The following is a 13,353-nucleotide window of genomic DNA, read 5'->3' on the forward strand; positions in this document are numbered from 1 at the left end:
TTCAGCAGGCAATGAACGTCAGCGGCAGATCGCGGATCTGCACCGGTACGCTCGGTTGGTAATGGTCGTCGCTGGTCAGTTCGTGCAGCAGCTCTTCACGCAACTGATGGAAGTCGAAACTGCTGCGCTGACGCGGATGCGGCAGGGCGATGTCGACCACCTGTTTGATACGGCCTGGACGCGGCTCCATCACCACCACGCGGTCGGCGAGGAAGATTGCTTCTTCAACGTCATGGGTAACGAGGATGGTGGTGATTTTTGCGCGGTCACGGATCGCCAGCAGCTCGTCCTGCATCTGCTGGCGAGTCAGCGCGTCAAGGGCGCCGAAGGGCTCGTCGAGCAGCAGAATGCGCGGGCTGGCGACGAGGCCGCGAGCAATCGCCACACGCTGCGCCATGCCGCCGGAGAGCTGGTGCGGATAGGCGCGAGTGAAGTCGCGCAGGCCGACCAGATCGATGAAATCGTTGATGCGCTGTTGCTTCTGCGCAGCGCTCAGCGGCTCATTGACCAGGCCCAGACCGATGTTGTCGGCGACGGTCAGCCACGGAAACAAACGGTGCTCCTGAAAGACGATGCCGCGCTCGCCGCCGATGCCGCTGACGGCTTTGCCATCCACCGTTATCTGCCCGCGAAACTGCGTATCAAGGCCCACCAGCAAACGCAGCAAGGTAGATTTGCCGCAACCGCTGGAGCCGACAATGGCGACGAATTCGCCTTCGGCAATGTCCAGATTGAATTCGCGAATCGCCTCCAGCTCGAAACCGTCGACGTCGAAGGACTTGCCTACATGGGTAAAGCTGACAATCGGTGCGTTCATGCGTGTCTCCAGCGGGTCGCGCGAATTTCCAGGCGTTGGCCAATGAGGTTGAGCAGGGCGCCGGTGAGGCCGACGAAAAGCATGCAGGCCATGATCAGGTCCATGCGCAGCAGTTGTTGTGCACCGATCATCTGGCTGCCGATGCCGCCGTTGGACGGCATGAAATATTCCGCGCCGATGGTGCCGAGCCAGGCGTAGATCAGGCTCAATCTGAGGCCTGCGAAAATCCCCGGCGCAGCGCCCGGCAACACCAGTCGACGCAGGCGCTGGCCGAGGCTCAGGCGCAACACTTGTGCGGCTTCGTTGAGTTGTGGCGAGAGGTTGGCGACGCTGCGTTGCGTGGCGATAAACAGCGGAAAGAATGCAGCGAGGGCGACGAACACCCACTTGGCCAATTCGCCGAGACCGAACCAGGCAGTGAGCAGCGGCACCCAGGCGAAAATTGCAATTTGGCGGATAGCCGCGAGGGTCGGACCGAGCAGGCGTTCGCTGGTGCGGGACAGCCCGAGCAACAGACCGAGGGCGAAACCGAGTCCGCCGCCCAACAGCAAACCGCCGAGGGTGCGACCGAGGCTAAGCGCCATGCCGCTGATCAACGTGCCGTCAATCAGACCGTCCCATGCCGTACTCAAAACGGCCAGCGGGCTGACCAGAATGTTGGCATCGACCCACTGCAGTTCATTCGCCAGTTGCCACAGCGCCAATAAGCCCAGCGGCAGCAGCCATGGCTGCAGACGCTGCCAGCCGTCATAACGCGGGCCGCGACGAATTTCAGCGGTGGCCGGATGCGGCCAGTGCACCAGTTTCTTGTCCAGCAGACCGATGCCGCGATCCATCGCCACACCGATTACACCGATCACCACAATGCAGACGAAAACGATGTCGAGCATGAACAATTGCCGTGCCCAGACCATCAGGTAACCGATGCCTTCGCTGGAGGCCAACAGTTCGACGGCCAGCAACGAAGTCCATCCGGCGGCCAGCGCCAGACGCACGCCAGCCATAAACGCTGGGAGAGCGGCGGGCAACACCAAGCGTCGAATCAAAAGGTGCGGTGGCAAGCGTAAAACAGCGGCTGCTTCACGCAATTTCGGCTGTGCATCTCTTACGCCGACCAGCGTATGCAGGGCCACCGGCACCACCACCGCTTTGATCAGCACCACCAGTTTCAGCACCTCGCCGATGCCGAAAAACACCATGAACAACGGGATCCACGCCAGCGTCGGCACCTGCGACAGACCGGCGAAAGTCGGGAAAACCAAACGCTCCAGACGGCGACTGAAACCCAGCGCTGCACCGAGCACCGCTCCCGCTGAAATCCCCGCGAGCAAGCCCCAGAACAAACGTTGCAGGCTGATCCACAAATGGCTCCACAACTCGCCTTGCGACAACTCGACAGCACTGTTCCACACCAGCGACGGCGCGGGCAGGATCTGCTCGCTCATCCACTCATTACGCGCGGCCAGCCACCACAGCGCGAACAGGCTAAGGGGCAGCAGCCACGGCAACAGGCGTTGGTTCAGGCTTGGCCAGGTGCGGCGGCTTTTCAGCGGCGGCGCGGGCAGGGGGAGACTGAGCAAGGATTGGCGGGCCATGGGTGACCTCCGTTGTCGGGTTGGCTCAAGATCAAGATCAAAAGATCGCAGCCTTCGGCAGCTCCTACGGGGGAATGCGTCCTTGAATTGACCCCTGTAGGGCTGCCGAAGGCTGCGATCTCTAGCGGCATTAACTAAGAGCTAATGGTTATAAATAATCTTTAATAAGTTATTTTTAGAGATAAGCAGCGCCATTTAAGGCTTCCAGCCCACACGCATCCAATGCATTCGAAGAATATTTTCGATGCTGTTAATGCATACGCCGCTGCAGGCCCCGTTATTACTTGCTTAGAGTTAAAAGCTATAAAAATGTGAATTTATAGTATTTAAGCGAAGGTATTCATTCGGCCTACTTTCGGCTCCTCAACGCCCGTCGTGATCAAGGAGCTGCACCCATGAACCTCCCCTTCAAACGTGTTTTCAGTCTGTTTGCCGTTCCTGCTCTGGCGGGCCTGCTGGCGTTTACCGCGCATGCCGACGAACTCAAGGAAATCAGAATCGCCGTGCCCGACCTGAGCGCCGGCACCCAGCACAGCGGCGGCGGTGTGGTCGACGTTTTGCGTGATCAGCAGATCTTCGAAAAAGCCTTCGCCGATCAGGGCATCAAGATTCAGTGGAATTTTTTCAAAGGTGCCGGGCCGGTGATCAATGAGGCGTTTGCCAATGGTCAAGTCGATCTGGCGTATCTGGGCGATCTGGCGGCAATCATCGGCAAGTCCAATGGCCTCGATACTCGCTTGCTCAGCGCCAGTGCGCGTGGGGTGAAGCAGTATCTGGGCGTGGTGCCGGGGTCGGGGATCAAGACCCTGCAGGATTTGAAAGGCAAGCGCGTGGCGATCTTCCGCGGTACCGCAACGCAGCTGTCGTTTGATGCAGCACTGGCCAGCCAAGGCTTGAGCGAGAAGGATCTGAAAGTCATCAACCTCGACTTCACCGGCGCGACCGCTGCGTTGGCAGCGAAACAGATCGATGCGTCGTGGGGCAGTTCCGGATTGGCGGCGCTACAGACCAAGGGCCTGGCCGAGTTGCCGTTGAACACCAAGGATCTCGGTGGTGCGGGCAGTGTGCAGTCGGTATTGGTTGGCACGGGCAAGTTTGTCGATGCGCACCCGGAGGCGGTGGCGAAATTGCTCAAGGCGCAGCAGCAGGCGGTGGAGTGGCTGACCCAGGACAGCAACAAGGCTGCCTACGTGCAATTGGTCTCGGGGCTGGCGAGCTATCCGCCGGTAATCCTCACCGAGGATCTGAAGGATCAGAAATTGAGCGAAGTGTTCCCGTCGACGCTGGATCCGGTGTTCCTCGGCAGCTTGCAGGACAAAGTGGATCTGGCGGCGCAGCAGAAGCTGATTCGCAAGCCGTTCAAGGTCAATGATTGGGTGGCGCCTGAGTTGGCCGCGGCCAAGCTCTAACGTACGCCGATCGTTCCCACGCTCTGCGTGGGAACGCATCAATGGACGCTCTGCGTCCGCTTTGGGACGCGGAGCGTCCCGGGCTGCATTCCCACGCTGAGCGTGGGAGCGATCCTCTTAAACGGCGACGCTGACTTCCTGCCGATCCACCGCCACCAACGTCTCGATCAGCGCCCGCGCCGCCGGCGAAAGCCGAAACCCGGTGCGACTGACGATCCCGCAGCGCGCATTCATGCTCTCCAGGTTCTGCGGCAGATTACGCCAGTGCAGCAACACCAGCGAACCCTTGGCAATGTCCTCGACAAACGCCTCTTCCGTACCGACGCCAATCGCATTGGATTGCAGCACCACCTTCACCAGTGCCGGAAAGTGCTCGGTCTCGATGGTCGGTGAAAAATCGATGCGGCCACTGAGATTCGCCAGCAGTTTTCGAATGCCCGGCGGGATAAGCGTGGTCGCCAGCGGGTAGTCGAACATGTCGTTGGTCGACAGGCTCTCCTTGGCCAGCAACGGATGTCCCGGCCGGCAGAAAAACACCCCGCGTTTGGGCGTTAACGCCTGGGTCTGGAAGTTCGGATCGGATTCGAAATGACGGATGTCGGCGATGAAGAACTCGATCTCTTCACGGCTCAGGGCGCGACTGAGTTTTTCCCAGTTATCCACCTGAAAACAGGTGCGCACTTTCGGGTGCGCATTGATGAATTGCGCCACCGCATCCGGCACCAGTTTTACCGCCGGCGCCGGGCCGCAACCGAAGTGCACCTCGCCGGCGTCGAGCTTGGTCATCTGCGTCACTTCGGCGCTGAGCAACGCCGCGCCTTGCACCAGGCTCAGGGCATGTTGCAGTACCACCTGGCCTTCGGGCGTGGGGCGCAAATCCTTGTTGCCGCGATCCACCAGCACGCAGCCGAATTCCTGCTCCAGCCCTTGAATACTGCGGCTGAACGCCGGTTGAGTGATGCCCATCGCGTCCGCCGCACGGACAAAACTGCGGTGTTCGTTGAGGGCGATGAAGTAGCGCAACTGGCGAAGATCCATATGCTTTTCCGGCATCCTAAAAATAGCTCGAAGGCATTTGCGACGAGGGTTGCTAGAGGTTTTAAATGCAAGCTCTTATTCCGTCAACGAAGCATGTGAATATCTATTAGATGTAAATGGAATATAGATAGAGCGTTGTTTCGCTGCCGTCCAACCGTAAGCAGTCGATGAGGGTCTACCCATGAGCAATGCCGCACTCGCAGTAAAACCCGCTGTCCACGCGCTGGAAATTCATCCGGTGGCCGGTCGTATCGGCGCCGAGATTCGTGGCGTGCATTTGTCCGGTGAGCTGGACGCCGCCACCGTCGAAGCCATTCAACAGGCACTGGTTCAGTACAAAGTCGTGTTCTTCCGCGAACAGACCCAACTCGACGATCAGCGTCAGGAAGCCTTCGCCCATCTGCTCGGCGAGCCGGTGGCGCATCCGACCGTGCCGTCGCGTGAAGGCACGCGTTATCTGCTCGAGCTGGACGGCGCTGAAGGTCAGCGCGCCAACTCCTGGCACACCGACGTGACCTTCGTCGACGCCTACCCCAAAGCCTCGATCCTGCGCTCGGTGGTGGCCCCGGCATTCGGTGGCGACACCCTGTGGGCCAACACCGCGACGGCGTACAACGGCTTGCCGACCGAGCTGCGTGAACTGGCCGACAAACTGGTCGCCGTGCACAGCAACGAATACGACTACGCCAGCGCCAAGCCGGACGTCTCGGCGGAGAAGCTTGAGCGCTATCGCAAAGTCTTCACCTCCACCGTGTACGAGACCGAGCATCCGGTGGTGCGCGTGCACCCGATCAGCGGCGAAAAGAGCTTGCTGCTGGGGCATTTCGTCAAACGCATCAAGGGTTATTCGCAGGCGGATTCGGCGCATCTGTTCGGGCTGTTGCAGAGCCATGTGATCCGCCAGGAAAATACCGTGCGCTGGCGCTGGAAGGCCGGTGATGTGGCGATCTGGGATAACCGTTCGACGCAGCACTATGCGATTGATGATTACGGCACTCAGGATCGGGTGGTGCGTCGGGTGACGTTGAAAGGTGAGGTACCGGTTGGGGCTTCTGGGCAGCGTAGCCATACCATCAAAGGTCGCGATTGAAGATCAAGAGCCCCTCACCCCAGCCCTCTCCCAGAGGGAGAGGGAGCCGACCGAGTTGTCTCGCGTTATGCATCGACCTGAAAGATATTTATCGATTATGGATTCGGTGAAGCACGATCAGGTCGGTGTACCTCTGAAATATCCCCCATTCAGTCCCCTCTCCCTCCGGGAGAGGGTTAGGGGCTCTTCCCGCTACCAAACCCCAATCTGAACAACCTTCTCGCTCTCCGGCTCACCATAACGAAACCGCTGCCCACGCGAATCAATCTCCTGATGGCTGATGGTCGTGCGCCGCTTCAACCCGCGCACCCACTCAAACAAATACCCCGCATGCTCCTCGCGCACCGCCGCGAACGCCGGGTCATCCCCCAGATCACGCAACTCCTGCGGATCATTCAACAGATCAAACAACTGCGGCCGAAAGCCGTCGTACGCCAGGTATTTCCAACGCTCGCTGCGCACCATGGTCATCCGGCAACGATCAATCGGCTGGCCCAGACGCTCCCGCGCCGGCGCCTGGAAGGCGTAGTCGTATTCGCTGACTGCATAGCGGCGCCAGTCGGGATTTTTTTCACCGTGTAGAAGCGGGATCAACGAACGCCCTTCAAGCCGATGCTCCGCCCCCGGCAATCCCAATGCCTGAAGAAACGTCGGCAACGCGTCGATGGTTTCCGCCAGTCGATCATCCACCGTTCCGCGCGTGACATCCGCTGCCACCCGAGGATCACGCACGATCAACGGCACGCCCACCGCCTGCTCCAGCAAAAACTCCTTTTCCCCAAGCCAGTGATCACCGAGAAAGTCGCCGTGATCGCTGGTAAACACGATCAACGTGTCATCCCAGCGACCGTTGCTCTGCAGAAAATCGAACAGTCGTCCGAGTTGATCATCCACCTGCTTGATCAGACCCATGTACGTAGGGATTACAGTCAATCGTACTGAATCGCGGGAAAAGTTGAGGCTTTCCTCATGCTGGCGAAAGGCAGTGTATACGGGGTGATTGCTGGCTTCGGAGGGCGTCGCGCGGACCGCTTCGAGAATCGATTTCGTACTGTACAAGGCGTGGTACGGCGCTGGTACGATGTAGGGCCAGTGCGGTTTGATATAGGAAAGGTGTAAACACCACGATTTCTCGCCTTGCTCGGTGATGAAGTCGATGGCTCGATTTGTAGTGTAGACAGTCTCTGAGTGTTGCTCGGGAATTCGTGCTGGCAAATTCGCATGACGCATTTGCCAGCCACTGAGGATTTCGCCGTTCTCGCCTTCGGCGGCGTTGGCCCAGTCGTGCCAAGGGTTTTTGCCGTCGAAGCCGTGTTCGCGCAGGTAATGCGTATAGGGCGCGGATTCGCGTTTGTCGTCGAACAGCGGATCGTCGGGGAAGATGCCGTCGTGGCGCATATACGGCTCGAAACCGACTTCGTTCAGTGCTTCGGCTTGCTCGCTTTGCGGATTGATCGCCAGGCGTTGCAAGGCATCGATATTCGCCGTCGCGTGGGTCTTGCCGACCAGTGCAGTACGAATGCCGTGCGGGCGCAGGTAATCGCCGATGGTCAGTTCTTCCAGTGGCAACGGCACAGCGTTCCACGCCACTTGATGGCTGCTGACATAACGTCCGGTGTAGGCCGACATCCGCGACGGTCCGCAGATCGTGCCTTGGGTGTAGGCGCGGCTGAAACGCACGCCGGCGGCGGCCAGGCGATCGATGTTCGGCGTGTGCAAATGCGGATGACCGTAGCAGGACAGGTAATCGCGGCGCAGCTGATCGCACATGATGTACAGCACGTTGCGCACGGGGTTTGGCGGGGTGGACATGGGTTTCACCGGTCAGTGGGACAGGTGAGGGTTTTCGCTGTCGACGGGGGTGTTCGGCAAGTGCATTTGGGGAATGGGTTTTATGCAGGGAATGCATCGGTGCCTGCACTGACCCTTTCGCGAGCAGGCTCACTCCTACAGGGGAATGCATTTCAAATGTAGGAGTGAGCCTGCTCGCGATAGCGGTCGATCAGACGGCAAGTCTATCCAGTGAACAAACCTCCTCATCCACCGCATCAATCGCCTTGATCTGCTCAATCATCGCTTCCGCCAGCGGGGACAACCGATACCCCGCCCGGCTGACAATCCCGTAACGCGTATACAACTCCTCCAGATCATCCGCCAACCCTTCAATGCGCAAACACACCAACTCACCCTTGGCCTGGTGCAACGCATCCGAATACGCGCCGACAATCCCGATCGCCTCCGAACGCAGCACCACACTGAGCAAGCTCGAGCTGTTTTCACACTCCACATTCGGGGTGAAATCCGGGCGTCCGCTGAGGTCGACAATGACTTTGCGCAAGTTCGGTGGCCGGATGCTGACGGCCAGCGGATAGCTCATCAACTGCTCGGCCGTGACCCGATCAAACCCGGCGAGTGGATGCCCCGCACGGCAGCAAAAATGCCACTTGCGCGGCCGCAATCGATGCGTCTGGTAATCCGGGTCCGCCTCGAAATGCCGCGTGTCAGCAACGAAGAATTCAAACTCTTCGCTCAATAAGCGCTTGCTCAGACTCTGCCAATCCTCGACTTGAAACTGCACCCGCGCTTTCGGATAGCGCCCGATAAAGCTGCCGATCGCCCGCGGAATCAATCCCGCTGCCGGCGCCGGCCCACAACCGAAGCGTAATTCCCCGGCCTCCAGCCCGTTGAACTGGCTTATCTCGTTGGCCATCTGCTGCGCGCCGCTAACCAGGCGCCGCGCGTGTTCGAGCAGCACCTGGCCCTGTTTGGTCGGCGGTAATTCCTTGCGCCCGCGATCAACCAACTGGCAGCCAACGCTGTGCTCGAGTGCCTGAATGCTACGGCTGAACGCTGACTGCGACAGGTTCACCGCCTGCGCGCCGGCGACGAAGCTGCGTTGTTCAGCCAGGGCGATGAAGTGACGAAGTTGACGCAAGTCGATATGCATTTTTCACATAAAAAATATCCGGGAAATGCATTGGATATGCATTAGGTCGACTCCTTATAAAGGCAATCTCTTATGCAGTAAATATCTGTAAATACATAAATAAATAACTTAAAAGAATATGCAGTACTGAAGATGTCTGTGTGTTTTTTGACCAGGAGCCGCGCCATGAGTCCGTTGAACCTTGCGTCACCCTTAACGCCACGACGGCTCAAACGTCTGCCTCTGGCCCTGTTGCTGGCAGGGAGCGCGAGCTGGACTCACGGCTACGCCGCCGAAGCCGAAACCCCGGCGCCAGTGCCGGCCGGCAAGCCTGCCGCCAACAGTTCGCAACTGGAAACCGTGACCGTCACCACCCGCCGCCGCGAAGAAAGTTCGCAAGATGTACCAACGCCAATGAGCGTGGTCAGCGGTCAGAATCTGGAGACGCAGCGGGTCTACCGGATTCAGGATTTGCAGCAATTGGTGCCCAGCGTCAACGTCGCCTACATGCACGCACGCCAGTCCAGCGTGTCGATCCGTGGCCTCGGTAATAACCCGGCCAGCGATGGCCTGGAAGGCAGCGTTGGCCTGTACATCGACAACGTCTATCTGGGCCGACCAGGGATGGCGGTGTTTGACCTGATGGATATCGAACAGCTCGAAGTCTTGCGTGGGCCGCAGGGCACCCTGTTCGGCAAAAACACCACCGCCGGGGTGATCAACATCAGCACCCGCGCGCCAACCTTCACCCCTGAGCGCAGCATCGAAACCTCGGTCGGCGAGGACGGTTATTTCCAGACCAAGGGCACCATTTCCGGGCCGCTCAACGATCAACTGGCCGGACGGTTTTCGGCGTACCGCACGCGCAGTGACGGCGACATCAAAAACGAATACGACGGCCATGATTTGAATGGCGGCTCGCGCGAGGGCTTCCGCGCGCAGCTGCTGTTCAAGCCCAACGAAGATTTCAACCTGCGCTGGATCGGCGACTACAACGAAGAAGATTCCAGCGCCGGCACCCGCGTGTTGTACAACACCGGGCCGACCATCAACGGCGTCAACCTGTACCAGGCGCGCGCCAATGCCGCCGGCGCAACGCTGGTCAACGGCTCGCACCGCAAGGTTAATCTGGACAACGATCAGCATGTCACCGTGCATCAGGGCGGCACCTCGGTGGAAGCTAACTGGACGCTGCCGAGCGACTTCACGCTGACCTCGATCAGCTCCTATCGCTTCTGGAATTTCACCCCGCGCAACGACGACGGCCTCAACGTGCCGGCGAGCTACAACGCCGGGGTGTCGGTGGAAGATAAACAGTACTCGCAGGAATTTCGCCTGGCCTCGCCCAAGGGTGAGTTCTTCGATTACGTGGTCGGTGCCTATTACTTCGGCTCGGATCTGGACAACAAATCCTTCGCCTATTACGGCCCCCAGGCCGATATCTGGAATGGCACGCCGGCCGGCGCACTGGCCAACGTCACCAGCGTCGGCAACGGCCATATCAAGACCGACAGTTTTGCGCTGTTTGCCCAAGGCACCTGGCACCTCAGCGAGCGGCTGGATTTCACCGCCGGGGTGCGCGGCACTTATGAAGAGAAATCCGCCTGGGTCACGCGCGATGCCCCGGTGGGTGGTGCAACGGTGACGGGAGCTGCAGCCACGGCGCGACGCGGTCGTGCCGGCGCTTACGATTCCGGCGACTTGAATCAGTACAGCTCCAGTCCCTCCGGGCTGCTCAATCTCAGTTACCGCATCACCGACGATGTGCTCGGCTACGCCACGTTGTCCCACGGCGAGAAATCCGGTGGGGTTAACCTGGCCGTCGGTTCCGCGCCGGTGGCCGGCGCCGATTCGCTGCTGATCGGTACCGAGCGCGCCAACAACGCCGAACTCGGTTTCAAGAGCACGCTGTGGGACCACCGTCTGCAACTCAACGCCAACGTGTTCTGGACCCAAGTCAACGCTTACCAGACCAACGCCTACGACGCGGAAAATCGCGTGCAGTACCTGACCAACGCCGGTTCCGTGCGTTCGCGCGGCGTTGAGTTCGAAAGCACGGTGATCCCGCTGCGCGGGCTGACCCTGAACATCAACGGCTCCTACAACGATGTCAGCTACCTCTCCTACAAAGATGCTCCGTGCCCGCCGGAAGTCAGTCAAGCGCCGGGTGCTCCAGCCTCGTGCGACCTCAGTGGGCATCAAGTGGTCGGCGCTTCGAAGTGGATTGGTAACGCCAACGGCGAATACAAATGGAATCTGGATAACGGCTTCGAACCTTACGTCACCGCGAGCTACGCATTCCGCTCGAAAGCGGTCGGTACGGTCGAGGATTCCGACTACGGGCAGATCCCGAGTTATGCCGTGGTCAACTTTTCCACCGGCCTGCGCGGCGACTTCAACCAAGGTCAGTGGGACGTATCGCTGTGGCTGAAAAACGCCTTCGACAAAACCTACTACACGACCCTGTGGACGGGCGGCAACGGCGGCTATGAAGGCCTGCTCGGCACGCCGCGCACCCTCGGCGTCACCGGTCGCTACGACTTCTGATTGGTCATTCAAGGAGCTGCATCATGTTGCGTATCAAAACCGCTTTGCCGGTGTTGCTGTCCGGCGCAGTGCTCAGTGCCGGCGCCTTCGCCGCGCCGAGTGTCTACCCGACGGGTGTCACCCGTTATGATCCGAACAAGGCATTTAACCAGTACGTGATTTTCAGCGGTGCCGACAAACAGACGCATCTGATCGATATGAATGGCAATGAGGTGAAATCCTGGCCGCAGGCGGGTTTTCCCTCCGCGATCATCGATCCCAAACTGGTCGGTGGCGAGCGCGGCCATGTGCTGCTGCAACTGAGTGAAAAGGATCCCGGCAAACTCGGTTCAGCCGGCAACGGGCTGGGCAACCGGAGCGTCGGCGAACTGGACTGGAATGGCAAAGTCGTCTGGCAGTGGGGCGACAAGGCGCCCGGTGGCGCGGCGCAGCAGCATCACGATCAACGCCGGTTGAGTAACGGAAACACCGTGGTCCTGGCGAACAAGGTGCACAAGGTCAAAGGCTTTAAAGTCCCCGAGGTGATCGACGATGCGATCTATGAAGTCAGCCCCGACGGCGCGGTGAAATGGCAGTGGCTGGCCTCGGAGCATCTCAATGAATTCGGCTTCACCGCCGAGCAGTTGAAGCTGGTCCGTGCCAGTGAAAATCCGGACTACCTGCATATCAACAACCTCAGCCTGGTCGGGCCGAACAAGTGGTTTGATGCCGGTGACAAACGCTTCAATCCGGACAACCTGTTGATCGATTCACGCAACGCCAACTTTATCGCAATCATCGACAAGAGCAGCGGCAAAGTGGTCTGGCGTCTTGGTCCGAATCTGCCGCTGATCAACCCGAAGACTGCACAGAAACTACCGCGTCCGGTGGATCAGTTTGTCGGCCAGCATGATGCGCACATCATTCCGGCCGGATTGCCCGGTGCCGGTAACGTGCTGGTGTTCGATAACCAGGGTTCGGCGGGTTATCCGAACGTCACCCTTGGGCTGATTTCCGGTTCGCGGGTGTTGGAAATCGACCCGGTGAAAAACGAAATCGTCTGGCAGTACAGCGCGGCGAATTCGAAGCAGCCGGGGTGGGCGTTCTACAGCTCGTTTATCAGCAGTGCGCGGCGTTTGCCCAATGGCAACACGTTGATCGATGAAGGAATGAACGGGCGGTTTTTCCAGGTGACGGCCAATGGTGAAAACGTCTGGGAGTACGTCAGCCCGTATCTCGGCAAAGCGCCGGGCAGCGACGCGATCAGCAACTGGGTGTATCGGGCGTTGCCTGTAAGTTATGACTGGGTGCCAACGGGTACGCCGCGCTCCGAGACAGCGGTTAACGCACCGGTGGTCGGCGTGCAGCAAACCAATGCCAGTCGTTAGTTGAATTGGAATTAATGTTCGAATAAATGGCGATAAGTTATGAGTCGGATGAACAGTGCTTATTGCAAATTAGTTAGTAAGCCACATGGACAATAATTGAATGTCCAACCATCCTGACTGTCGTGAGTTCCCAGGAGGAAACTTGCTCTCATCGGAAGACACTTATCCAACGATAAAGGAAATCTCGTTATGTCGAGCATTAATGGCAATTATGTAAACGCTAACGCTGGCGCCAAACTGACGATTACCGATGGCAACGATTCCAACGGCACCTTCAGCGGCAAATTCAGCCAGAACGGCGTGAATTACGACATCGCTTACGGTCACTACCATTTCCAGAACAGCACCGGGCAGCCTACGATCATCACGTTCACGGCGTTGAATGATGGCACTGGCTATCAGTCCTGGACATTGTTCTCGCCGGATCACAATTACTCGAAAGTTCGTGCGGTTGGCTCGCGCACCAACTTTGATGGTGATGTTGTTGGCGTGGCAGGTGAGTTCGTCAAGCAATAAAAGATGATAAAAAAGGCCGGTGCACGAAAGTGTTCCGGCCTTTTTTGT

At 58.9% G+C, this 13,353-nt stretch carries 10 protein-coding genes; 5 read left to right on the forward strand and 5 right to left on the reverse strand.

Features of this window, described 5'->3' with window-relative positions:
• Position 1: 1 nt before the first annotated feature.
• Together FGA82_RS09520 and FGA82_RS09525 are read right to left on the reverse strand one after the other, a co-directional pair.
• On the reverse strand, positions 2 to 817 hold the full coding sequence (locus FGA82_RS09520; protein WP_141126896.1) for an ABC transporter ATP-binding protein: 816 nt from the start codon (positions 815 to 817) through the stop codon (positions 2 to 4).
• Complete coding sequence (locus FGA82_RS09525; protein ID WP_141126897.1) at positions 814 to 2,412, reverse strand: ABC transporter permease; 1,599 nt, start codon at positions 2,410 to 2,412, stop codon at positions 814 to 816. Before FGA82_RS09525 ends, FGA82_RS09520 begins: the two co-directional genes overlap by 4 nt.
• 395 nt (positions 2,413 to 2,807) lie before the next feature.
• Here FGA82_RS09525 and FGA82_RS09530 point away from each other — a divergent pair, with 395 nt between their 5' ends.
• A complete protein-coding gene (locus FGA82_RS09530) occupies positions 2,808 to 3,821 on the forward strand; it encodes an ABC transporter substrate-binding protein (protein WP_108224235.1) in 1,014 nt (337 codons plus the stop codon).
• Positions 3,822 to 3,938: 117 nt separating this feature from the next.
• On the opposite strand, the gene FGA82_RS09535 is transcribed toward FGA82_RS09530, so the two are convergent.
• Entirely contained in the window at positions 3,939 to 4,859 is a 921-nt protein-coding gene (locus FGA82_RS09535) for a LysR family transcriptional regulator (RefSeq protein ID WP_064117472.1), read from the reverse strand.
• Between the two features lie 181 nt (positions 4,860 to 5,040).
• Here FGA82_RS09535 and FGA82_RS09540 point away from each other — a divergent pair, with 181 nt between their 5' ends.
• On the forward strand, positions 5,041 to 5,949 hold the full coding sequence (locus tag FGA82_RS09540) for a TauD/TfdA dioxygenase family protein (RefSeq protein WP_141126898.1): 909 nt from the start codon (positions 5,041 to 5,043) through the stop codon (positions 5,947 to 5,949).
• Between the two features lie 192 nt (positions 5,950 to 6,141).
• Here the strand turns inward: FGA82_RS09540 and FGA82_RS09545 are convergent, their stop codons facing one another.
• Both FGA82_RS09545 and FGA82_RS09550 read right to left on the reverse strand, forming a co-directional pair.
• Positions 6,142 to 7,761, reverse strand: coding sequence for an alkaline phosphatase family protein (locus tag FGA82_RS09545; RefSeq protein ID WP_141126899.1), 1,620 nt, complete (start codon positions 7,759 to 7,761; stop codon positions 6,142 to 6,144).
• A gap of 190 nt (positions 7,762 to 7,951) precedes the next feature.
• Positions 7,952 to 8,896, reverse strand: coding sequence for a LysR family transcriptional regulator (locus FGA82_RS09550; protein WP_141126900.1), 945 nt, complete (start codon positions 8,894 to 8,896; stop codon positions 7,952 to 7,954).
• A 165-nt stretch (positions 8,897 to 9,061) separates the two neighbouring features.
• Between FGA82_RS09550 and FGA82_RS09555 the strand changes: the two genes are divergently transcribed.
• The 3 genes from FGA82_RS09555 to FGA82_RS09565 all read left to right on the forward strand — a co-directional run bounded on the left by FGA82_RS09555 (position 9,062) and on the right by FGA82_RS09565 (position 13,305).
• A complete protein-coding gene (locus FGA82_RS09555; protein ID WP_141126901.1) occupies positions 9,062 to 11,422 on the forward strand; it encodes a TonB-dependent receptor in 2,361 nt (786 codons plus the stop codon).
• 23 nt (positions 11,423 to 11,445) lie between these two features.
• Positions 11,446 to 12,789 carry an aryl-sulfate sulfotransferase gene (locus tag FGA82_RS09560; protein ID WP_141126902.1) on the forward strand — a complete coding sequence of 448 codons (1,344 nt, stop codon included), beginning with the start codon at positions 11,446 to 11,448 and terminating at the stop codon, positions 12,787 to 12,789.
• A gap of 189 nt (positions 12,790 to 12,978) precedes the next feature.
• Complete coding sequence (locus FGA82_RS09565) at positions 12,979 to 13,305, forward strand: hypothetical protein (RefSeq protein ID WP_034151843.1); 327 nt, start codon at positions 12,979 to 12,981, stop codon at positions 13,303 to 13,305.
• Positions 13,306 to 13,353 lie beyond the last annotated feature (48 nt).

Source organism: Pseudomonas fluorescens, from assembly GCF_005938625.1.
Lineage (GTDB): Bacteria > Pseudomonadota > Gammaproteobacteria > Pseudomonadales > Pseudomonadaceae > Aquipseudomonas > Aquipseudomonas fluorescens_BD.

What these genes read in the sequence shown, in the direction of transcription:
- FGA82_RS09520 (WP_141126896.1), bottom strand. Translation starts at nt 817, where the DNA reads ATGAACGCACCGATTGTCAGCTTTACCCATGTAGGCAAGTCCTTCGAC.
- FGA82_RS09525 (WP_141126897.1), bottom strand. Translation starts at nt 2,412, where the DNA reads ATGGCCCGCCAATCCTTGCTCAGTCTCCCCCTGCCCGCGCCGCCGCTG.
- FGA82_RS09530 (WP_108224235.1), top strand. Translation starts at nt 2,808, where the DNA reads ATGAACCTCCCCTTCAAACGTGTTTTCAGTCTGTTTGCCGTTCCTGCT.
- FGA82_RS09535 (WP_064117472.1), bottom strand. Translation starts at nt 4,859, where the DNA reads ATGGATCTTCGCCAGTTGCGCTACTTCATCGCCCTCAACGAACACCGC.
- FGA82_RS09540 (WP_141126898.1), top strand. Translation starts at nt 5,041, where the DNA reads ATGAGCAATGCCGCACTCGCAGTAAAACCCGCTGTCCACGCGCTGGAA.
- FGA82_RS09545 (WP_141126899.1), bottom strand. Translation starts at nt 7,761, where the DNA reads ATGTCCACCCCGCCAAACCCCGTGCGCAACGTGCTGTACATCATGTGC.
- FGA82_RS09550 (WP_141126900.1), bottom strand. Translation starts at nt 8,896, where the DNA reads ATGCATATCGACTTGCGTCAACTTCGTCACTTCATCGCCCTGGCTGAA.
- FGA82_RS09555 (WP_141126901.1), top strand. Translation starts at nt 9,062, where the DNA reads ATGAGTCCGTTGAACCTTGCGTCACCCTTAACGCCACGACGGCTCAAA.
- FGA82_RS09560 (WP_141126902.1), top strand. Translation starts at nt 11,446, where the DNA reads ATGTTGCGTATCAAAACCGCTTTGCCGGTGTTGCTGTCCGGCGCAGTG.
- FGA82_RS09565 (WP_034151843.1), top strand. Translation starts at nt 12,979, where the DNA reads ATGTCGAGCATTAATGGCAATTATGTAAACGCTAACGCTGGCGCCAAA.